This is a genomic window from Kitasatospora sp. NPDC094016 (assembly GCF_040304045.1).
In the GTDB taxonomy this organism is placed as follows: Bacteria; Actinomycetota; Actinomycetes; order Streptomycetales; family Streptomycetaceae; genus Kitasatospora.
Genome location: NZ_JBEOUK010000044.1, coordinates 59141 through 79921, shown reverse-complemented (window position 1 = coordinate 79921; position 20781 = coordinate 59141). Strand labels below are relative to the sequence as shown.

Genomic DNA, 20781 nt, shown 5'->3' with positions numbered 1-20781 from the left:
AGGATCCTGCGGCCCTGCGGCGCCATCCGGTTCTCCCGGATCTCGAACATTGCACCCCTTGAGCTGGGGTGTTGCAACGATCCCTAGAACCTAAGGCTCGCAGGGGGCCGGAACCGTTCGTGCCGGACGGGGCGGGTCCGGCGGGCGGGTGCGGTCAGGCCTGGGCGTTGCCCGGCTGGCGGCCGGGGGCGTCGGCGGCGGCGCGCTTGAGGACGGCGGTGTTCGTGGTGACGGTGCCGGGCTTCACTCCGGAGACCTCGGTGACCTGGACGCTGCGCTCGCCCAGGAAGGCGTAGGAGCCGCGGTCGAAGATGATTTCGTCGCGGGAGCCGGTGGCGGTGTTGGTCCGGGCGATGGCGATGCCGGTGCGCCCGGCGGCGTCGGTGGCGCTGTCGAGGAGGACGACACCGGGGATGCGGGCGGCGGCCTGGTAGAGCGCGGCGGCGAGCTTGCCGGGGACGGCCTGCTCGCGGATCAGGTCGGCGATGGTGACGAACGCCTCCTGGTCCGGCCCGCTGCCGGCTCCCTTGGTCTCGGTGTAGATCTTCTGCAGCAGTTCCTGCGGATCGGTGGGCAGGGTGCGCAGGTAGTCGTAGGAGGGCGCGTTCAGGTGGTTGCCGGTGCCCGACGAGAGTGCCGCGCCGCCTTCCGGGGACTTGCCCTCCTCGGTGAGCCAGCCGGTGCGGCCGTCGGCCGAGTGCCAGATCTGCCGCTGGTGGGGCTTCTCGACCCACACCTTCGACGTGCCGCTGGCGGCGTCGACGGTACCCGTGAGGTGGGAGACGGTGCTCTCGATGTAGACGTACTGCCCCGGGCGCAGGACGACGTCCGGCGCGGACGCGGCGGCCAGCGAGATCCGCTCCACCGCGCCGGCCAGGCCCGCGGTGTCGCCCGCCGAGACCTGGATGACGGGCGCGGCGACGCGCTCACTGCTCGCGGGGGTCGTTCCCGGGCTGCCGAGCGTGGTGGCGGCCACGGTGGCGGCGAGGGCGAGGGCCGCCACCGTGGTGGGCAGCGCGATCAGCAGTCGCCGACGCCTCCTGGCCTCGGGACGGGCCGCCACTGCGGTTTCGGGGGTACGGGTGATCTCACTCATCAGGAACTCCTCGATCTGGCGCTGCCGGCCGAGCGGGACGGCAGGTGCTCCGGCCGCCGGCAGCAGCTGCCTCAGCTCCGTGTCGTCGAGCGGCTGCCGCCGCTGCGGGATGCTGGTCATCTGCTTCACTCCTTGTTCGACCGGGCCGGAACCATCCGGCCACCCTGTACTTGTCCGACTGCCCGCAGAGGTTCCCGGCGAGTTTTCGAGGACTGCCGCAGTTCCTTGTCGGCCAGGGCACGCAGCCGGGTCCGGGCCCTGGAGAGCCTGGAGCGCACGGTGCCGACCGGGACGCCGAGGGCCTCGGAGGCCTCCAGGTAGCTGAGGCCCGCCCACACGCACAGCGAGAACACCTCGCGCTCCCCGCGCCGAAGTCTCTCCAACGCCGCCTTGGCGGCCAGCAGTTGATCGCGGTCGGCGATCCGGCCGACCAACTCGTCGGCGAAGTCCGGGGCGGGTTCGGTGAGCGGCATGCGGGCGAGGGCGGCCGCATGCCGGCGGGCGGCCCTGGCCCGGTTGCGCAGCACGTTGACGGTGATGCCCATCAACCACGGGCGCGGAGTGGCCCCCTCGTCGCGGAGCTTGTCCCGCAGGCGCCAGGCCTCCAGGAAGACCATCGCCATGACGTCCTCGGCACCGGCGCGGTCCCCGCTCACCCGGACCGCGTGTGCCAGAACCGCGTGCGAGTGCTCCTGGAACAACTGCCGGAAGGCGTCCGGGTCCCCGGCTCTGATCCGTTCGTGCAGCGAATAGTCCACACCTCTGGTTGTCCGGCCGCCGCGGGGCGGTTCCGGTGACCTGCGTCACAGGTGTGGCCCCGCCGTGCCGCGCATGAACGGCTGTGAACCCGAATGGCCGTGAACCCGAACGGCCGTGAGCCTGAATGGCCGTGAGCCTGAATGGCCGTGAACCCGAACGGCCGTGAACCCGAACGGCCGTGAGCCTGAACGGCCCCGGCGACACCCGCCGCCGGACCCCGGCCCCCGCCCCGGCCCACCGGCTGCCGTGCTCCACGGCCGACCGGCACCGCCCCCGTGCGGTGGCGCGCGACGAGTGCGGCGCCGATCCTGCGAACGGGATTCCGTCGCTGTCCCGGGCGCCCTCGTCATTCCTCCCATCGACCAGCAGGCCAGGAGGCCCAGCATGTTTTCGTTCTCCGTCCACCGCCAGGCCCGGCGGGCCGTCGTCGTCACCGGGGCCGCCGTCGTGGCGGGCGCCGCGATGCTCTCCCTCGCCACCGTCCCCGCCCACGCCGCCACGCCCTCCTACACCTGCGACAACGTGACCGCCGTCGGCGGCCTGGGGACGGGGCAGCTCAACTGCGTCGCGTCCGGCGGGGCTCCCGCCTCCGGGCTCATCACCACGGCCTTCACCATCGTGCGCCGCTCCGACCAGGTCACCCTCTCCTGCGTCCCGATCGCCGGCGTGGCGGGCGAGGCCGTCTCCAGCGACCTGATCACCGGCCTGTCCTGTACCGAGTCGCAGGGGTAGTCGCAGCCGCTGTCCCCGACGGCCTTCGATCGGATCACCTGCTCGAACGACGGTCATGCGATCGGGTCGAAGGCCGTCGGGTCGAAGGCCGTCGCTTCACGCTTCTGCGACACGTTCACCGCCTCGGCGGAAGCGAGCCAGCTGACGTTCTATCCGGAACCGCGAACGCGGACCCGGCCGCCACGAGATCATGGAACCCGGTCCGTGCCGCAGTGATCAAAGCCGGACAGTCGGGGATTCCCCTAGCGAACGCCCCTCAGGCCGTTCAGCACCATGTCCGTCAAGCGCTCCGGCAGATCCGGCTCGATCGGGCGGTGCCCGAGCAGGCAGCGGGTCTGGAGCGGGGCGCAGAGCAGTTCCAGTGCCAGGGCCGTGTCGGTGTCCGTCGGGAGTTCCCCGCGTTCGACGGCCCGGCTGACGATGACGCCGGCCTGATCGAGGCGGGACTGCCAGAAGGTCTGCCAGGCCTCGGCGAGGTCGGGGTCGTCGGAGCTGAGTGCGGCCGCCCGGGCGACGGAGCGGCCGGTCGGGGTGGCGAGGTACTCGGCCAGCGCGCGGGCGAAGGCGGCCAGGTCGGTGCGGACGGTTCCGGTGTCGGGGACGGGGATGCCTTCGTTGCTGCCGGTGAGCATGGCGTCCAGTACGAGCTTCTCCCGGCTTCCCCAACGCCGGTACACCGTCGTCTCGTTGACCCCCGCGCGGGCCGCGACCCCGGCGATGCTGAGCCGGTCGATGCCCTCTTCGGCCAGCACCTCCGTGGCGGCCGCCAGAACGGCCTGGCGGACGCGCGCGGCACGGCCGCCCGGGCGGCGGCGGATCGTATCCGGCGCCGGCTCCTGCGCTGGCTCCGGCTCTTCTTCGGCCATGTGTTGATCACCTCGGCCACCACATTAACGCAAGAGCGCTTGCATTAGGTGCTGCCCGAGCGCATAGTCGTTAATGCAAGCGTCCCGGCTTTAAGTGCAGCAGGAGGCACCACTATGTCCTTCACCTGGCCCCTGGACCCGCAGGACCTGTTCGTCGAGCGCTACCCGCAGATGACCCTCGGCCTCCCCGCCGACGAGGTGGACGCCGTCCGGGCCGCCGTCACCGAGATGTGGCCCGACCGGACCGGCAGCTGGGTGTACGAGTGGTCCGCCCTCGCCGCCCGGCACGCCGAGGCCGGGCGCCACCGCCTGGCCGCGCAGGCCTACGGCTGGGCCAAGTTCCCCTCGCTCGCCGACGACCCGAAGCGCACCGCGCTCGCCCGCCAGGTCGGGCAGTACGTCCTCGCGGCCCCCGGCTTCCCGGTGGAGTTCGAGCGCCGCATGCTCACCGTCCCGTACCGGGGCGGCGACGCCACCCTGCCGATCCACCTGATGGCCGCCCCCGGCCTGCCCGCCGACGCGCCGGTCGTGCTGGCCAGCGGCGGCGTGGACTCCTGGAAGACCGACCTGCACGGCATGTGGGAGCAGCTCGCGTTCACCCTGCCGGCGCGGCTGCTGCTGTTCGACCTCCCCGGCACCGGCGAAACCGCCCACCTGCCGATGACCCCGGACGGTGGGGCCGAGGTGATCGCCGGACTGGTCTCCTTCGCCCGCACGGCCGGCAACGGGAAGGTCGGCCACTTCGGCATCTCGATGGGCGGCTACTACTCCGCCCGGACCGGACTGGCGGGGGCGGTGGACGCCTCCGTGGTGCTCGGCGGCCCGGTGGAGCGCTCCTTCGCCCCCGGCCGCGGCTTCGCCTTCGGCATGGACGGCATCGTCGGCAACGCCCTGGGCTTCGACGCCATGCCGAGCGGGGCCGAGCTCGAAAAGGCCTTCGCGGCATTCGACCTGCGCCCGCTGCTGGACCAGGACGCCAACGGGCCGATGCTGGTGGTCAACGGCACCGAGGACGTCCACGTCCCACTGGACGACACCCTGGTGTTCCAGGGCCGCCGGGACACCCGGGTCGAACTGATCCCGGACACCGGCCACTGCGCCATCTCGCGCTTCGGCGAGGCGATGGCCGTGATCGCGCCTTGGCTGAAGGACACCCTGGGCGGTTGATCTGGTTGATCCGGCTGATTTGGCTGGCCCGGCGCTCGGGTGGATCGCTGCTGGTCAAAGGATTGCGCCGGTTCGCCGCACATGAACGGCCGGTCGACTCGACAGTCGACCGGCCGTTCTGGTGCCACAGCAGCGACTGGGTGCCGATTGCACCGACACCCGTCACCGACCGCCGATCAGGCGGGGATGGGGCGGCAGTTCTGGCCGTTCACCCACAGAGGGCCCTCGGCCCAGCCGGTCTGACACTGGTACGCCGCGCGCGTCGTCCGGTCCATGACGACGAAGTTCTCCAGCGGCCCCCAGGTGGTGCTGTCGCAGGAGCGGCCGAACACGTTCGGAGGCTCGCTGCTCACCTCCTCGCACCGGATCACTTCGCCGACCCGCTTGCCGGGGGTGCCGTGCATGCCCCGGTCGGCCGCGCCGGCGGCGCCGACACCGCTCAGGCTCAGGGCGGCGGTGGCCATGCCGGCGACGAAGAGCAGTCGTTTCATGAGGGGACCTCCTTGGTGGGGGTGGGACTCCGCAGACAGTTCCCCTGCGATCCACCTGCGTATCGGCCCATTCGCATGAACACGTCATGCTGTCGCCGTCCTGGTGGCGACGGGAGCGAACCGAGAAGGCCGGTCGGCCCGACATCACGTCGGGTCGACCGGCCTCGTTGCGTGTCCGGAAGGGTCAGTCGATTTTCACGCTCGCGCCGAATTCGTATGTGCCGGTCTCGCCCGGCGCCACCACCGCGATGACAGACCCCGAGCAGCCCGGCTGGTCGTAGACCTGGGCGGGCTGGTCGGTGCGATTCTCGACGACGAGGGGCCAGATGTCACTGCGGTAGCAGCCCGAGGGGTTGTTGTAGGACTTGAAGCCGACCCGGAGCTGACCGGTGGCCGCCTGGGCCGAGCCAGGCACCGCCACTGCCACCATCGCGGCCAGGGCCACCGCGCCGAGCGCCTTGCTGATCCGTCGCATGTCGTCACTCCAGAATGTCCGGGAAGCCGCCGCGGATGGCGGCTGCGCGGGGAGGACTGCCCCGATTCGCCGCAGGTCACGGCCCTGCGGGGGCCGAATCACCTGATCGAGTGCCCCGGGCCGCCGCGCGGTTTGCGGCCCACTTGCCACTTGCCACTCGCTACTTGCTACTTGCTACTTGCTACTTGCTACTTGGCGAAGCGGACCTCCGGGAAGGCCGTCGAGGGGCCGTCCAGCAGTCGGCTCGGGCGGTTGAGCAGGTGCCGGTCGAAGAACGCGCCGAGGTACGCCCGGGTCGCGGCGAGTGCGCGATCGCCCTTGATGGTGCCGTACTGCTCCGGGGTGGTGTCGGGCGGCAGCTGGTCACGGACGCCGAGGGAGTCCACCAGCCAGTGCATGTCGCAGAACGACAGGTGGCCGGCCTCCGGCAGGTCCAGCCAGCGCTTCCAGCCGGTCAGGTGCTGCCAGGTCTCGTCCCAGTTGGCCGTCGCGGGCCTGCCGGCGTGCCGCTGGGCGCCGAGCAGCAGCACCGGGCGGGCGAGGCCGTCGGCCGGCAGCGGGGCGAAGAAGTCGCCGTCCAGGTTGGCGGCGGCGCGGATCCGCCGGTCCTCGCTCATCGCCTCGACGGCGCTCGCGCCGCCGATCGAGTGGCCGGCCGCGCCGATCCGGGAGCGGTCGACCTGCAACCCGCGGACCAGCCCGGGCCCGGGCGCGGTCAACCGGTCGATCAGGAAACTGATGTCCTTCGCCCGGCTGCGGGTGACCTCGGCCGCCCGCTGGTCGTCCACGTGATCGCAGATCAGGCAGGTCTCCACCCGGCCGTCGGGGAACTGCACGACCGTCTCGTAGGTGTGGTCCAGCGCGGCCGCCACGTAGCCCCGGGCCGCGAGGTCCTCGGCGAGGGCGGTGAGCGAGGTGCGGCTGTAGCCGTAACCGGGGGAGAGCACCACCACGGGGTGCCGCCCGGGCGCGGGCACCGTACGGGCCTTCACGCCCGTCCGCACCTCGCTGACAGCCGGAGTGCCGAACAGGGCGGACGACACCTCGGGCGAGATGTACGGCAGTTGCTCCCCGTGCCCCCCGCGCGCGGGCTGCGCCGGGTACCAGAGGGTGGCCATCAGCTCGCGGCTGGCGGCGTCCGCCCGCCAGGGGTCGTGCCGGGCCTTGTCCACCAAGTGGACGGACGTGGCGCCGATCGCCCGTCGCGTCGTCGGCGCGGGCACCTGCGGTACCTGTGGCACCTCGGCCGCCGCACTCAACGAGAGCGTTCCGACCGTCGGGGAAGCCGCCAGCGCGGCCTGCGGACCGGCCAGCGAAACCAGGACGGCAATGGGCACGGCGAGCAGAACAGCACTCCGCCACCGAGAAGTTGTCGACATACCGCCACGCTAGGCCCGCCCCCACCCCCACCGCGTCCTGCCCGCGACGTAACCCCCTCCACCCCAGGTCGCACCCGCCACGCCGACCGAACCCCCCGCCCGGACGAACCCGCCTCCACCTGCCCGCCCTTGCGCAAGTCGATCGCCTTTGCGCAGAGTTGAACGCCCCCGACGGGCCGCCCCCTCCTGCGCCACATCCAGGTTCCTACGTCCTCACCCGGACCGACGGCAACCCGATCGAGGGAGCCACGCTCACCCGGCACTTCAACACCCCCCTCCGCCGGGCCACCCTTCGTCGCATCCGCCTCCACGACCTCCGCCACTCGGCAGCGCCCAAAGGGTGAGCCGTCACGCCGCCTACCCGGCGACTGACATCCGAACTACCGTGGATGTCATGACTGCGGCCTATGAGGATGTGCCCTTCAGCGAGCTGCTCCACCATCCCGCCGCGACCACGCGCCGGCTCGACGCCGTCCGTGCGCTGCGGCTACGCAGACGCGACGCGGGGGACCTCGCCCTGATGCGCGTCGACCAGATGGAGCGGGACGCGACCGTCGTGGACTTCACCTCTCGCCTGCTCGCCGGGCTGGTAAGGACCGAGAACATCGCCGCCCTGCGCCAGGCACTGCCCGAAGCCCTCCCGTGGAGCACCTTCCTCCCCGCCGAGGACGTCGACACCCTGCTCGCCGAGCTGGTCGACACGGCGCGCGGCGCGGTGGCCCTGGACAACCTCGCCCCGATCGCGCTCCTGCTCGCCCAGTGGCGGCACAGCGCCGAGATCTACGCGGACCCCGCCCTGTACGCCATCCTCACCCGTGAGTCCGAAGGCGACCTCGGACCCGCCCCCGCACCCGGGGCGGCTGAACGAGCCCGAAGCGCGGAGACCGGGCCGCGCCGCCCCCGACCGGCGACGAGTACGACCTCCGGTTCGCAAACGCCGAGGCCGCCGACGGCTGGGAACACCTGAGCCGCCAGGCGGCGGGCAACCTGCGCCGCGCCTTCGAGAAGATCCGCGCCACTCCCCGCGCCGCCGACAACCCCGACCGTCAGCACCGGCTCAAGGGCAAGCTCGGTACCGCCACCTTCAAGGGACAAACCCTGGAGCGCTGGCAGTACGAAGTCACCGGTGGCGGACGCATCTGGTACCTGCTCGACGACGCCAACCGCACAGCCTGGATCACCTACGCGGGTACCGGCCACCCCAAGGCTACGGACTGACGTGCTGGTGGGCGGTGCCCCGGGCTGCAGGACAACCAGCAGTGGAGCCTCAACTACGAGCAGCACGCGCCCTGATGGCACTCGCCCCGGGGTGAGCTGAACCGATCTGGGGAACGTGAACAGCCTGTGGTGGCCCGTCTGGTGCGGGCGCTCCGCGACGGCTGGGGCTGCTCGTAGCGGGGGTTGTGGGGAGAGGTGAAACTCCGTTGTCCGCGGGTGGGGCTCGCGGCGATGATCTCTGGTGTGGCTGACATCAGGTTCGAAGGCTCCGCGTTGCGGCCGTACCCCAAGATCTCGGCGAGGGGGCGGCTCTCCGCGTCCGGGAACCGGGAGTGGGTTGCCGTGGAGAAGGTGCACGGGGCGCACTTCGCGGTGGTCTGCGAGGGGGGTGCGGTCCGTCCGGCCAAGCGGCGGGAGCTCCTGGGCGAGGACGCGTTGGACGGATTCTTCGGCGTCAGCCGGGTCTGGCCGGAGCTGGCGGTGGCGGCGGCCCGGTTCGCCTCGGCGGTGCGCGAGGCGGCGGGCGGGGGCGCGGGCGCTGTGGTGACCGTCTACGGTGAACTGGCCGGCGGGTGCTACCCGCACCCCGATGTGCCTGCCGTTGCCGGAGTCGAGCCCGTGCAGACCGGCGTCTGGTACGCGCCGGGGCTGGAGTGGCTGCTCTTCGATGCCACCGTCGACACCGCCGAGGGCCGGTTCTGGATCTCCGACCGTGCTCTGCGAGACGCCGCGGCCACCGCCGGTCTCGCCTGCGCCCCCGCGATCGGGCGCGGTGCGCTCACCGTGCTCCAGGAACTGCCGGCCGCCTTCCCCACCCTGGTCCCCGCGCTCCTCGGGCTCCCCGAACTCGCCGACAACCTCGCCGAGGGCTACGTCCTCAAACCCGCCGGCACCTGGCGGGAGACGGGCCCCGAGGGGGTCGGCGCGCGTCCGGTGGTGAAGGTGAAACAGCAGGCCTTCGCCGAGGACGAGCGCTACGACGGCGCCCGCCCGTACCTGCCGCCGCCGCAGGGTGCGGCCGGGGTTCCGGCCTGGCTCCTGGTCCAGGCTGCGGCACTCCTCACCCCCGCCCGCGCGGCGGCCGCCGTCAGCAAGCTCGGTCCGCGCGCGCCCGAGGACGTCGTGGCGGCGGAGCTCACCCGGGACGTGGCGGAGGAACTCGCCGAGGCGGTGGGGGGATTGGACGGTGACGTCCTGCGCGCGCTGGAAGCCGCTCTCGGGCCCGGAGCGCGTTCCCTGGCGGCGTTCGACGCCGAGGACCGGCGCTCGCCGACGAGCCGGTCCGGGCTGAAGGGCTGAGGGGCTGAAGGGCTGACGGGCCTGAGCGGTCGGGGGCTGGTCAGGCCGGTCTGGTGCGGAAAGGTTCCTGAAGGGCGTGGATGTGGGAGGGGAGTTCGGGAAGAATATGTCGGTCGGTCTACTGATTTTGCGACGAGCTGGTGCGCGCACAGGAAGTCGGCCTGGTCGACTTTCTGTGCGGATGGAGGCGGTGGAAGCGGCGGCAATGGAGAAGATGTAGACCGGTCTACATATTTCTTGCTGGAGAGGGCACCTGCAGTCAAGGGCGGGTGAAGGGGGCGTCGAGGGGGGCTTCCGCCTGGGGTGGGCCGGGCCCATCATGGGCTCCCGGTCCGAGCCCCCGGTCGAGGGCTCCGGGTGAGGCTCCAGGAGGCAGCAGAGATGGCGATTCCCTTCCCTGTCCGGATCCAGTCCGCCGTCGTCCGGAGCGCGTACGCGCTGCCGGAGGGGCTGCGGCGGGCGATCGCGGGCGCGCCGGTGGTGCGGGACGGTCAAGTGCTCTCGCTGGACGCGCAGTTGATCCTCAAGTTGCAGCGCCTGTCGAAGGCCGCCCTGGTGCTGCCCGCCGGGGTCGGGCCGTCGAGGGAGGCGATGGAGCACGCGCGGTACCTGGTGGGCGGGGCGACGATCCAGCCGGTGGCCGTCCGGAACGTCGGAATCCCGCAGGAGTACGGCGAGTTGGCGGCCACGCTGTACACGCCGGGCGGGCTGGCGGCGGGTTCCGGGCTGCTGGTGTACCTGCACGGCGGGGGCTGGGTGGTCGGCAGTCGGGCCAGCCACGACCACGTGGTGCGGTTCCTGGCGCAGCGGGCGCAGGTGCGGGTGCTGTCGGTGGAGTACCGGCGCGCGCCCGAGCACGCGTTCCCGGCGGCTGCGGACGACGCGCTGGCCGCGTTCGACTTCGCGTACGCCAAGGCGGCCGACCTGGGCGCGGATCCGGAGCGGATCGCGATCGGCGGCGACAGCGCGGGCGGGAACCTGGCGGCCGTCACCACACAGGCGGCGGTGCGGCGGGGCGGCCCGGCGCCGGTGTTCCAGTTGCTGCTGTACCCGGCGGTCGACGCCTCCGTCCGGCGGCCCTCGCGCGACCTGTTCGCCGACGGTTTCTTCCTGACCAGCGCGGACATGGACTGGTTCCTGGACCGCTATGCGCCCGTGCCGGCCGACCGGACGGATGCGCGCCTGTCGCCCCTGCTCGCCGCAGACCTGTCCGGGCTTCCGCCCACCTACGTCGGCACCGCGGGCTTCGACCCGCTGCGGGACGAGGGCGAGGCCTACGCCGAGGCGCTGAGGGCGGCCGGGGTGACGGTGCGCCTGAGCCGGCAGCCGGACCTCATCCACGGCTACGCCAGCTACCTCGGCATCGGCCGCCGCTTCCGGGAGGCGACGGCGGAGGCGGCCGACGCGCTGCGGCAGGCGCTGGGCGCCGCGTAGCGCGCAACCAGGGGCGGTACGGCGCGGAGGCGCTCGGCGCAGGACCGGGCGGGGGCTCGTTCGGAGGACTCGACGGCCCCTGCCCGGCTGCTCGTTCAGGCCGGGATCCGCCGCGCCGCGGCGAGCTCCGAGGCCCGCGCGCCGTGCGCGAGGAGGTACTCCGCCACCGATCCGTGGTGACTCCGGATCGACAGCAGCGCGCGCCGCAGATGCACTTCGCGTACGGGCAGGGCGTTGTGCGCGGCCCCGGCCGGGGGCGGGTCGGTCAGGCCCAGTTCGTCGTTCGAGCGCAGGAAGTCCTGGAGGACCTCCGCCTCGGAGGCGCCCAGCAGCGTCTGCAGGACGGCGACGACGACTCCCGTGCGGTCCTTGCCCGAGGCGCAGTGGACCAGGACCGGCGCGGCCTCGCCCCCGCCGGCGAGCAGGCGGCGCAGGACGGCCACCGCCGCCGCGCCGGCGCGCTCGGCCATCAGCGGGTACAGCTCCAACTGATCGGCGGGCCAACGTCGTTCGATGAAGACCGGTGCGTGCAGGTACCGGCCGTCGACGAGGTCGACGGCATCCGGGCGCTCCGCCACCTCCGGGTCGCTGCGCAGGTCGACGACCGTCCGCAGGCCGAGGCGCCGCAGGGTGTCCGCGCCCTCCGTCGAGAGGCCGTGCAGGCCGTGCAGGGCGGCGGAGCGGTACAGCACGCCGCGCGGCAGGGAGCCGACGCCGCCGGTGTCGCGGAAGTTCCGTACGCCGGTGGAGGCGACGCGCTCCGGACCCGCCCCGGGCTGGTTGGTGATCACGCCTCACTGTATCCGGGGGTGGGGGGGCGGAGAGGGTGGAGGGGGCGGCCGGGGGAGGTCACGGACCCGAAGGGGTACGGGAGTTGTGGTCGCGCGCCCGTTCGGTGCTGCGCAGGGGGTTCTCGGCGACGGGCTCTTATTGTACTGTCCGTCTAATAAGCGGGTGAGCGGGCACCCGTAGGGGCAGGCAACTGGAGGCAGCCATGGCTCTCACCAACGCGGCGGCAGGGCAGACGGCGGGTGCGCACGGCCACACCGCGGCCGACGACGACGTCTCGAAGCGGCTGCTGGAGTCCGCCGCGACCCTCTCCTACGACCCCTCGACCGAGATCGACTGGGACGCACCGCTCCCAGCCGACCACTACGGCCTCAACCCGGAGTGGAGCACCCTCTACGGCACCCGCCTGTGGGACGAGATGACCGAGCAGCAGCGGGTCACCCTCACCCGGCACGAGGTCTGCTCGATCATGAACACCGGGATATGGTTCGAGATGATCCTCCAGCAGATGGTGCTGCGCGATCAGTACCTGAAGAACCCCGCCAACGCCGAGTTCCAGTTCGCGCTCACCGAGATCGCCGACGAGTGCCGCCACTCGATCATGTTCGCCCGCGCCTGCGAGAAGATGGGCGTCCCCGCGTACCGGCCGAACAAGGTCATCGCCCAGGCCGGGCGCGCGTTCAAGGCCCTGGCGAAGGGCGAACTCGCCTACGGCGGAATCCTGGTGGCCGAAGAGGTGCTCGACGTCATGCAGCGTGACTGGATGCGCGGCGAGAACGTCCTGGAGATCGTCCGCGGCACCTCCCGGATCCACGTCGTCGAGGAGTCGCGGCACATGAAGTTCGCCCGGCAGGAGATCCGCGAACGGGTGCGCCACGCCGGCCCCGCCCGCCGCCGCACCTCGGCCACCGGCATCGCCGTCGGCGCGTACGTCATCGTCTCCAGCATGGTGCACCCCGGGGTCTACCGGGCCGCCGGGCTCGACACCCAGCGGGCGATCGCCGAAGTGCGGGCCAACGAGCACCGCAAGGCGATGATGCGCACCAGCTCCCGGCACCTGATCGCGTTCCTCGCCGAGACGGGACTGCTCACCAGCCGCTCGGCCGCCATCTACCGGCGCATCCACATGCTCTGACGACACGTCAAAAACGAACAGGTCAAGAGCGACACGTCAACAAAGGCTCCGACACCCGCACTTCACCACCTGTAGCGAGGGACCCCACCCCGGCCATGGCCTACGCGATCACCCGGACCTGCTGCAACGACGCCTCGTGCGTGTCCGTCTGCCCGGTCAACTGCATCCACCCGACCCCGGACGAACCGGAGTTCGGCACCACCGACATGCTGTACATCGACCCGGCGGCCTGCATCGACTGCGGCGCCTGCGCGGACGCCTGCCCCGTGGACGCGGTGTTCCCCGTCGACCGGCTGCGCGGGCCCGACACCGTGTTCGGCTACCTCAACCGCGACTGGTACCGCGACCACCCCAACGACCACGCCTGGGGTGCGCCCGCCTTCCCGCGCAGCCTGCCCGACGGGATCGGCACGCTGCGCGTCGCCATCGTCGGCACCGGCCCGTCCGCCGGGTACACCGCGCAGGAACTGCTGCGCAGCACCGGCGCCGAGATCACCATGATCGACCGGCTGCCCGTCACCGGCGGCCTGCTGCGGCACGGGGTCGCGCCCGACCACCAGTCCACCAAGCGCATCGCGGACAGCTTCGCCGGCGTCTTCCACGACCCCCGGCTGCGGATGCACCTCAACGTGGACATCGGTACCGACCTCACCCACGAGGAACTCGCCGCCCACCACCACGCCGTCGTGTACGCCGTCGGCGCGGCCGCCGACCGGCGGCTCGGCATCCCCGGCGAGGACCTGCCGGGCAGCCTGCCCGCGACCACCTTCGTCGGCTGGTACAACGCCCAACCGACCTTGCCCGCCGACGCGGTGGAGCTGTCCGGGCCAGGCGCCGAACGGGTGGTCGTCATCGGCAACGGCAACGTCGCCGTCGACATCGCGCGCATCCTGCTCACCGACCCCGACCGGCTCGCCACCACCGACATCGCCGACCACGCCCTCGCCGCACTGCGTCGCAGCCGGGTGCGGGAAGTCGTGCTGCTCGCCCGGCGCGGGCCCGCCCAAGCGGCCTGGACCAAGGCGGAGTTTCTGGCGCTGCGGCAACTGCCGGGCGTCGAGGTGGTGGTCGAGGACCACCCGGAGGTGCGGGCGGCGATCGAGGAGGCGGCCGGGACGACCGCGTCGGACGCGCGGGCCGCGCTGCTCGCCGGGCTGCCGCTGGTGCCGTTCGACGGGGGCGCCGAGCCGGCGCCGGGCCGGCGGATCGTGCTGCGCTTCCTGTCCGCGCCGACCGCGCTCACCGCGCTCACCCCGCCCGGCGGGCCCGGCACGTCTGCCGGGAGCGGGCGGGTGATGGGCCTGACCGTCGCGCGGACCACCCTCGCGGGCGACCAGGCAGTCGAGCCGACCGGGGAGACGGACACGCTGCTGGCCGGCCTGGTGGTGCGCTCCATAGGGCACCGGGGCGTACCGGTGCCCGGGCTGCCCTTCGACGAGCGGACGGCGACGGTCGCGCACCGGGGCGGGCGGGTCGTGGACCCGGTGACGGGGCGGCCGCTGCCCGGGACGTACGTGGTGGGGTGGGCCAAGCGCGGGCCGTCCGGCGGGATCGGCGCCAACCGGGCGTGCGCCCGCGAGACCGTGGACGCGCTCCTGGACGACGCGGCGGCCCACGCGCTGGCCGCCCCGGCGGCGAGCCGTACGGACTTCGACCGCCTCGTCCGCCACCGTCGCCCGGACGCCGTCGGGCTCAAGGGACTGCGTGCGGTGGAGCGGGCGGAGCGCGCCCGGGGCGAGGCCGAGGGCCGCCCCCGCGTCAAGCTCGCCACCGTCCCCGCCCTGCTGGCGGCCGCCCGCCGACGGTAGACGGGCAGCGGATTGACGCTGGTCGGCACTGGTCGGCACTGGTCCGCACTGGTCCGCACTGGTCTGCACTGGTCGGCGCCGCTCGCAGTGTCGGACCCGTTGCCTAGGCTGCCCCTGGTGGTTCACGGGAGGGGCGGAATGTACGAGTACGAGGACGACGAGCACGGCGACCTGCGGTGGTTCGTGGACCAGGCGGTCGAGGCCCTGGAACGGTGGCTCTCGTACGAGCGGGACCGTGACCGGTTCGGCGACCGGTACCGCAGTGAGTCGATGGTGCTCGTCCGGCACACCGTCGGCGCGAAGGGGCTCCGGCGCTCGCTCCGCGACACCGTCGATCTGATCGAGACGGTGGTCGACACCGTGGACCTGATCGAGCGGGCGATCCTGCGGGCCGAGGAGCTCAGCCTCTTTCCGGCGCCCCCGGACCTGGACCGGTGGTTGGGATCGCTGGCGCTGCGGATCCACGGGTGGCAGCGCGACCTGTGCGGCCTGCGGAGGACTCTCGGCGACCTTGAGCGCCACTACTGGGCTGGACGCCTGGACGAGGCGGCGGCGGAGAGCGGTGGCGAGGCCGCGCCCCCGTGGGACGCGGACGGCCTCGGCCTCGGTGAGATCGACCGGCAGGCGCGGGCCGTCGCCGTCGAGGTGGTCGCGAAGGTCGGCCGCCGCCAGTGGCACATGGACGAGGGCGGGACGGCGGACGGAAGGACGTTCGACGAGCGGATGCTCGACGAGAGGATGTCCACCGAGGCGTTCTCCAAGCGCAGCACGATCACCCTGGGGCAGATCGACGACGGTCACTTCACGACCTTCGAGCACACCGTCGCGGCGCTGCTGGAACGGGACGGGTTCACCGTCACGCGGGTGCAGGGCGGCGCCGGCGACATGGGCGGCGACGTCCTCGGGGTCACCGACCTGAACGTCCCGTTCATGGTGCAGTGCAAGCACTCCGGTGACCCGAGGGCGACGGTCGGCCAGCCGGTCGTGCAGCACGCGCTCGGCGGCGCCAGGGCGGTGTTCCAGGCCGGGATCATCCTCATCGTGACGAACCGCGGGTTCTCGAAGCCGGCGCGGGAGTTCGCCGCCCTGCCGACGGTGGGCGCGACCTTGATCGACCGCGAGATGCTGGTGTCCTGGGCGGAGCAGCGGACCCCGCTGGCCAAGGTGTTGGCCCCCCAGCGCGACGCCGAGGTGTCGGCCCCGTAGCGCGGTGTCGAGGTGCCGACCACGTGGCGCGGCGCAGAGGAGCCGAACCGACCCCTGACACGGGGAACGCCGCCGGGCCCGTCACCCCCGCCGGGTGCGCTTGAGCTCCTCCCAGCGGGTGGCCTGGGCGGGGGTGAGGCGGCCTCGGAGTTCGGCCAGCTTCAGCAGCTGTGCTTCGGCGTCGGCGCCGAGGGGCTGGGCTTCGGCGCGGTAGTGGTCGGTGAGGAGGGCGTCGAGTTCGGGGCGGGTGAGCGCCGGGTCGAGGCGCTGGGCGAGTTTGGCCATGGTGCGGTAGGAGCCCTGGAGGAGGAACGGGGGTTCGGTGCGGGTGCGGTCGTCCTGCGCAGCGGAGGCCAGGTAGGCGCGGTTGACGGCGAGGACGGTGCCGCGCAGGTGGAGCAGTCCGGCGAGGACGGCGGTCATCCGGTCGGTCTCGGCGGCGGGCCAGGCGCCCGCGAGGGTGCCGCCCGGGGTGCCGGTGGCGCGGGCCAGCAGGGTGTCCAGGTCGGCGCGGTCGGCGGTGGCGAGCGGGGCCAGGTGCGGGTTGGCGGGCAGCGCGTTCTCGACGAAGCTGAGCGCGAAGAGGTCCTCGCGCCCGGCGATGACGTCGCCGAGGTTCCAGACGTCGGCGCGGTTGGCGAGCATGTCGGGCAGCCGGAAGAGGCGGCCGGACTCGGTGTACGGGTTGGCGGCCATGACGACGGCGAAGCGCTTGCCGCGCAGGTCCCACTCGCGGGCCTCGCCGTCCCACACCCCGTCGATCCGGCGCTGGGCGTCGCAGAGCGGGATGAAGCGCTGGAGGAGCTCGGGCGAGGTGTGCTGGACGTCGTCGAGGTAGAGCAGCACGTTGTCGCCCGCGTGCAGGGCGAAGTTGAGCTTCTCGATCTCGCGGCGGGAGGTGGCGTCGGGGGCCTCGGCGGGGTCGAGGGAGGTGACCCGGTGGCCGAGCGCGGGGCCGCTGACGGTGACCAGCAGCAGGCCGAGCCGTTCGGCGAGGTACTCGACGAGGGTGGTCTTGCCGTAGCCGGGCGGGGAGACCAGGAGTAGCAGGCCGCTGCGGTCGACCGGTCCGCCGGTGTCGGCGGTGCCGAGCTGTTTGGCGAGGTTGTCGCCGACCAGCGGCAGGTAGACCTGGTCGATGAGCTGGTTGCGGACGAAGCCGTTGAGCGGGGCCGGCCGGTACTGGTCGAGGCGTAGCCGGGTGTGCTCGGCGGCCAGCAGATCGGCGCGCAGCCGCTGGTAGGCGCGGTATCCGGGGGCCTCGGTGGCGGCGAACTCGGCGACGCGGGCAAGGAGTTCGTCGAGGCGCAGGTCGAGCGCGCCGCCCGGGAGCCGGGGGTGGTCGCCGAGCAGGCCGGTGAGGCGGGTGGTGGCGGCGCCTTCGGCGGGCCGGCGTGGCAGGGACGGGCAGAGGAGCGCGGCGGTGGCCTCGGCGAGGTCTCCGGGGTCGGCGTCGACGGCGCTCGACTCCAGCCAGGCCTGGGCGAGTTGGCACCTGGCGGGCAGCAGGGCGGGTTCGGCGGGCAGTGCGGCCAGCGCTTCGGTGAGGCCGGCGGACTCGGGTGCGGCGTGGAACTTGTCGAGCAGCGCGGCGGCCCCCGGCGCGTACGCGAAGGTGGGTGTGGCGGCGGCGAGTTCGGCCACCAGGTACGGGCCGGCGGGCTGCGGGTGCGAGGTGAACTCCGTGACGGCGGAGCTCAGTTCGTCGGCCAGGGAGTCCAGGGCGGTCAGGGCCGCCGGTGCGGCCGGAGCCGGTGCGCCGCCGAAGGCCTGCCGGGCGAGGGTGAGAGCGAGGGTGAGCGAGCGGGCCCGGGTGTGCCAGATCAGCCGCTGCCGCTCGTCGGCGCCGTGCGCCCAGTACAGCTGCGCGGCCGCCCGGGCGGCCGCCGGGTGGCGCAACAGGCCGGCTTCGGCGTGGAGTTCGAGCAGGGCACGAAGCAGCAGCGCCGCGTCGTGGTCGTGGACGCCGCGCTGGTAGCCCTCGTCCGGGCGCTGTTCGGCGGCGCGGCGGACGAACTCCAGCAGGTCGCCCTCGGTGCGCAGGGTGTCACGCAGGGCGTCCAGCCCGTCCGGTTCGGCGGCCAGCAGCAGGCTGGCGGCGAGGTATTCGGACCGGTAGAGCGCGGGGGTCTCGGAGGGCAGCGGCCGGCTCCAGTAGCGCTCGGTGGCGGCGAACGCCGGATCGGCGACGGGGGAGCGGTAGTCGGTGCCGGTGAGGGTGAAGGCGGGGCGGCCGCGCCAGGGGACGAGGGTGAGTTCGGGCCGCTGGGTGGTGACGGCGAACAGGTGGCGGCCCAGTCGCAGGGTGCCGGGGCCGTCGCCGGCGAGTTCGGCGCGGTCGCGTCGGGCCCGGTGGGCGCGGCTGCGGGCGGCGCGCAGCCGTCCGGTCAGCTCCTCGGCCCGGACGCGGTCGCCGAGCGCGGTCAACTGGGCGGCGAGGTCGCGGAGTTTGACGGCGGTCGGGTCGGCGGCGAGGGCGGCGTCGATCTCGGCCGCGGTGTCGAGGGCGGTGAGCCGCCGGTGCAGGGTGTCGAGGATGCGTTCGGCGGAGGCGGCGATCCGGTCGGCGCGGCGGGCCCGCTCCTCCAGCAGATGCTGGCGGCGGGCGGTGAGGGCGTCGTGGATTCCGGTGCGCCGGTCGGCGAGTTGTTCGCCCAGCGCCGGGTCGGCGTCGGCGAAGCGGGTCTCCAACTGCTCGATCCGCAGCAGGAGCCGGCCGAGCTGTTCGTCGCAGGCCTCGGGGGTGTCGGCGGCGGCGAGCGCGGCGGTGGTGGCCTGGGCGAGCAGGGCGGTTTCGGCGGCGAACTCGGCGGCGGCCTCGCGGGTGCGCAGGTCGCGGCGGCGGACGGTGAGGGCGGCGCGGGCGCGGTTCAGCAGCCCGAGGACGTCGGCGAGCCGGTCGAGGATGGCGGTGCGGGTGGTGGCGTCGGCCAGGTCGAGGGTGCCGACGAGCTCCGAGACGGTCTGCAACGCCTCGCTCTGCTCGGAGATCCGGAGGCCCAGCGGCTCGGCTTCGGCGGCGGTGGTGAGGGCGGCGCAGCGGTCGGCGAGTTCGCCGGCGCGCCGGCGGTGCGGGGCGAAGGCCTCGGGCTCGGCGAGGTGTCCGACGGCGCGGGCGGCGGCTTCGGCCAGGCCCTCGGCGAGGTGGGCGGCGAGCGCGTCGATCCGGGCGGGGTCGGCGCGCGGCAGGTCGCGCAGCGCCTCGATCCGGCCCTGGGCGCGGCGCAGCCCGGCGAGCCGGTCGACCCATTCGGCGGCGTCGGCGAGGGTCTCGCCGCGGGCGGTGCGCAGCAGGCCTTCGACGTGCTCGGCGGCCTGTTCGGTCTGCCGGGCGGCGTGCGCGGTGAGTTCGGCGACGGCCTCGTACTCGGCGATGACCTGCCGGGCGGTGTCGCGGATCTCGGCGAGCGGGGCGGCGAGGTCGCCGAGCCCGGGCTGGCCCAGCCAGTGGTGCCGGTCGGCGGTGCGGGTGCAGGCGGCGAGGACGGCCTGGTGGCCGGCCGGGGTGTCGGCGCCGGCGGCGGCGAGCCGGGCCAGGGAGAGACAGTCGGCGAGGCCGCGGACGAGGTCGGCGTTGCCGATCCGGGCGAGCGGGCCGGTGCCGGGCGGCTGCGCGGCCGCGTGGCGCTCACTGGTGAACGGGGTCTGCCACAGCTGGACGGGGTGCAGCCGGGTGGGCCCGTCCTCGGCCGGGCGGAGGGCGATCAGGGTGCCGTCGGCGAGCAGCGCGTAGCCCTGGCAGGGCAGCGGGGCGGCGGCCTCCTGGCGGACGCTGTTGTACGGCTGGAGCAGGGCGCGGCCGTCGGCGCGGGAGCGGAACTCGTACAGCACGTCCTCGCCGTTGGGCGAGACGAGGGTGCGCTCGTAGGCCAGGCCGTCCACCGGCTGGTCGTAGCTGCGCACGGTGCCGTCGGTGAGGTGGCAGCCGCCGGGGAAGGCCACGCCCTGGTCGGCGGGCAGCCGCAGGCAGGCCTGGCCGAGCGCGTCGATCCGGGTGACCCGGCCGGTGGGCAGGTGGCAGACCAGGTGCCGGACGGTCTCCTCCTGGTACGGGCGCACGCGCACCAGCAGCAGGGTGCCGAGCCGGGCGTGGGCGATCTGGGCGTCGGCGAGGGTCTGCAGGGCCTCGGCGAGGGGTTCGCGGTGCAGCTCGCGGCCGTCGGGGGTGCTGACGGTCAGCCGGCCGCCGTCGATGCCGAGCCGGAGTTCGCCGCCGAGGTCGGCGCGCGGCGGGCTGCCGGGGGCGGCGGGCAGCTGGTCGTCCCGGGTGAGGGCGGTCCAGGTGAGCTGCTGGCCGTCGGCGGCGGTGTGGTCGCGTTCGCCGCGCCCGTCCTGGTAGGCGGGGTGCCCGTCGTCGGCGAGGTCGTCGACGGGGCGCCAGCGCAGCACCCGGACGTCGGCGGCGGCGGGGCCGGTGCGGAAGACGGCGAGCAGGCGGCCGCCGACGGGGCGCAGCCGTTCCAGCCGGGCGTCGCGGAAGTAGCGGTGCAGGTCGGCGAGGTCCTGGCGAAGGCGCGGGTCGTCCAGCAGGGTGCCCTCGGCGGGGGCGGGGGTGAGGTCGGGGTGGTGGACGCTCAGGACTTCCCCGAGCGGCCCGGCACCCGGGGAGCCCTCGGCCGGGGCGCCGGCGGAACCGGAGACGGAGACGGTGGAAGCGGCGACGGCGGTGTCGGGCGCGCTGCCCGGGCGGGTGCCGAGCAGCAGCAGCCCGCCGACGGCGGTGAGGTCCTGCGGGAGGCAGGCCCGGCCGGTGGTGAGCCGGCCGGTGCCGACCAGCCGCAGTTCCCCGCCGCCGAACTCCTCGACCCGGCGGGCGTTCAACGCCTGCGCGCGGTCGGCGAGTTCGGCGGCGGACCGGGCGAGTCGGCCGCGCAGGACCTCGTAGGTGCCGGCGTCGAGCCGGGCGTCGAGGGCGTCCACCACGTCA

General features: G+C 73.6%; 16 protein-coding genes. 8 read left to right on the top strand and 8 right to left on the bottom strand.

The features are described from left to right. Window positions 1–154: 154 nt before the first annotated feature. Both ABT015_RS30580 and ABT015_RS30575 read right to left on the bottom strand, forming a co-directional pair. Window positions 155–1216 carry a CU044_5270 family protein gene (locus ABT015_RS30580; RefSeq protein ID WP_350884823.1) on the bottom strand — a complete coding sequence of 354 codons (1062 nt, stop codon included), beginning with the start codon at window positions 1214–1216 and terminating at the stop codon, window positions 155–157. Between the two features lie 5 nt (window positions 1217–1221). After that, window positions 1222–1854 (bottom strand): RNA polymerase sigma factor, encoded by a 633-nt coding sequence (locus tag ABT015_RS30575; RefSeq protein WP_350884821.1) that lies wholly within the window; start codon window positions 1852–1854, stop codon window positions 1222–1224. A gap of 385 nt (window positions 1855–2239) precedes the next feature. Between ABT015_RS30575 and ABT015_RS30570 the strand changes: the two genes are divergently transcribed. Further along, window positions 2240–2587 (top strand): hypothetical protein, encoded by a 348-nt coding sequence (locus ABT015_RS30570; RefSeq protein WP_350884819.1) that lies wholly within the window; start codon window positions 2240–2242, stop codon window positions 2585–2587. A 242-nt stretch (window positions 2588–2829) separates the two neighbouring features. On the opposite strand, the gene ABT015_RS30565 is transcribed toward ABT015_RS30570, so the two are convergent. Further along, window positions 2830–3453, bottom strand: a complete 624-nt coding sequence (locus ABT015_RS30565) for a TetR/AcrR family transcriptional regulator (RefSeq protein ID WP_350884817.1) — start codon at window positions 3451–3453, stop codon at window positions 2830–2832. 114 nt (window positions 3454–3567) lie between these two features. Between ABT015_RS30565 and ABT015_RS30560 the strand changes: the two genes are divergently transcribed. Next, window positions 3568–4620 (top strand): alpha/beta hydrolase, encoded by a 1053-nt coding sequence (locus ABT015_RS30560; protein WP_350884815.1) that lies wholly within the window; start codon window positions 3568–3570, stop codon window positions 4618–4620. Between the two features lie 176 nt (window positions 4621–4796). On the opposite strand, the gene ABT015_RS30555 is transcribed toward ABT015_RS30560, so the two are convergent. From ABT015_RS30555 to ABT015_RS30545, 3 genes are all read right to left on the bottom strand, one after another. Next, entirely contained in the window at window positions 4797–5111 is a 315-nt protein-coding gene (locus ABT015_RS30555) for a hypothetical protein (RefSeq protein ID WP_350884813.1), read from the bottom strand. Between the two features lie 184 nt (window positions 5112–5295). Next, window positions 5296–5586: a hypothetical protein gene (locus ABT015_RS30550; protein ID WP_350884811.1), complete on the bottom strand. Its 291-nt coding sequence runs from the start codon at window positions 5584–5586 to the stop codon at window positions 5296–5298. A gap of 188 nt (window positions 5587–5774) precedes the next feature. Continuing rightward, on the bottom strand, window positions 5775–6923 hold the full coding sequence (locus ABT015_RS30545; RefSeq protein ID WP_350884809.1) for an alpha/beta hydrolase family protein: 1149 nt from the start codon (window positions 6921–6923) through the stop codon (window positions 5775–5777). A gap of 436 nt (window positions 6924–7359) precedes the next feature. Between ABT015_RS30545 and ABT015_RS30540 the strand changes: the two genes are divergently transcribed. The 3 genes from ABT015_RS30540 to ABT015_RS30530 all read left to right on the top strand — a co-directional run bounded on the left by ABT015_RS30540 (window position 7360) and on the right by ABT015_RS30530 (window position 10916). Next, window positions 7360–7932, top strand: a complete 573-nt coding sequence (locus tag ABT015_RS30540) for a hypothetical protein (protein WP_350884807.1) — start codon at window positions 7360–7362, stop codon at window positions 7930–7932. Window positions 7933–8426: 494 nt separating this feature from the next. Then, window positions 8427–9482 (top strand): RNA ligase family protein, encoded by a 1056-nt coding sequence (locus ABT015_RS30535; protein ID WP_350884804.1) that lies wholly within the window; start codon window positions 8427–8429, stop codon window positions 9480–9482. 381 nt (window positions 9483–9863) lie between these two features. Then, window positions 9864–10916, top strand: a complete 1053-nt coding sequence (locus tag ABT015_RS30530; protein WP_350884801.1) for an alpha/beta hydrolase — start codon at window positions 9864–9866, stop codon at window positions 10914–10916. A 95-nt stretch (window positions 10917–11011) separates the two neighbouring features. On the opposite strand, the gene ABT015_RS30525 is transcribed toward ABT015_RS30530, so the two are convergent. Beyond that, a complete protein-coding gene (locus ABT015_RS30525; RefSeq protein WP_350884799.1) occupies window positions 11012–11707 on the bottom strand; it encodes a tyrosine-protein phosphatase in 696 nt (231 codons plus the stop codon). Window positions 11708–11910: 203 nt separating this feature from the next. Between ABT015_RS30525 and ABT015_RS30520 the strand changes: the two genes are divergently transcribed. The 3 genes from ABT015_RS30520 to ABT015_RS30510 all read left to right on the top strand — a co-directional run bounded on the left by ABT015_RS30520 (window position 11911) and on the right by ABT015_RS30510 (window position 15854). Continuing rightward, window positions 11911–12840 carry an AurF N-oxygenase family protein gene (locus tag ABT015_RS30520; protein ID WP_350884797.1) on the top strand — a complete coding sequence of 310 codons (930 nt, stop codon included), beginning with the start codon at window positions 11911–11913 and terminating at the stop codon, window positions 12838–12840. A gap of 95 nt (window positions 12841–12935) precedes the next feature. Then, a complete protein-coding gene (locus ABT015_RS30515; protein WP_350884795.1) occupies window positions 12936–14648 on the top strand; it encodes an FAD-dependent oxidoreductase in 1713 nt (570 codons plus the stop codon). Between the two features lie 138 nt (window positions 14649–14786). Then, entirely contained in the window at window positions 14787–15854 is a 1068-nt protein-coding gene (locus ABT015_RS30510) for a restriction endonuclease (RefSeq protein WP_350884793.1), read from the top strand. Window positions 15855–15935: 81 nt separating this feature from the next. On the opposite strand, the gene ABT015_RS30505 is transcribed toward ABT015_RS30510, so the two are convergent. Further along, the gene (locus ABT015_RS30505) at window positions 15936–20777 is read right to left on the bottom strand and encodes a DNA repair ATPase (RefSeq protein WP_350884791.1); all 4842 of its coding nucleotides are present in this window, start codon (window positions 20775–20777) and stop codon (window positions 15936–15938) included. Window positions 20778–20781 lie beyond the last annotated feature (4 nt).

Coding starts and splice junctions, on each gene's coding strand:
- ABT015_RS30580 (WP_350884823.1), bottom strand. CDS start 1,216: ATGACCAGCATCCCGCAGCGGCGGCAGCCGCTCGACGACACGGAGCTG.
- ABT015_RS30570 (WP_350884819.1), top strand. CDS start 2,240: ATGTTTTCGTTCTCCGTCCACCGCCAGGCCCGGCGGGCCGTCGTCGTC.
- ABT015_RS30565 (WP_350884817.1), bottom strand. CDS start 3,453: ATGGCCGAAGAAGAGCCGGAGCCAGCGCAGGAGCCGGCGCCGGATACG.
- ABT015_RS30560 (WP_350884815.1), top strand. CDS start 3,568: ATGTCCTTCACCTGGCCCCTGGACCCGCAGGACCTGTTCGTCGAGCGC.
- ABT015_RS30555 (WP_350884813.1), bottom strand. CDS start 5,111: ATGAAACGACTGCTCTTCGTCGCCGGCATGGCCACCGCCGCCCTGAGC.
- ABT015_RS30550 (WP_350884811.1), bottom strand. CDS start 5,586: ATGCGACGGATCAGCAAGGCGCTCGGCGCGGTGGCCCTGGCCGCGATG.
- ABT015_RS30540 (WP_350884807.1), top strand. CDS start 7,360: ATGACTGCGGCCTATGAGGATGTGCCCTTCAGCGAGCTGCTCCACCAT.
- ABT015_RS30530 (WP_350884801.1), top strand. CDS start 9,864: ATGGCGATTCCCTTCCCTGTCCGGATCCAGTCCGCCGTCGTCCGGAGC.
- ABT015_RS30520 (WP_350884797.1), top strand. CDS start 11,911: ATGGCTCTCACCAACGCGGCGGCAGGGCAGACGGCGGGTGCGCACGGC.
- ABT015_RS30515 (WP_350884795.1), top strand. CDS start 12,936: ATGGCCTACGCGATCACCCGGACCTGCTGCAACGACGCCTCGTGCGTG.
- ABT015_RS30510 (WP_350884793.1), top strand. CDS start 14,787: ATGTACGAGTACGAGGACGACGAGCACGGCGACCTGCGGTGGTTCGTG.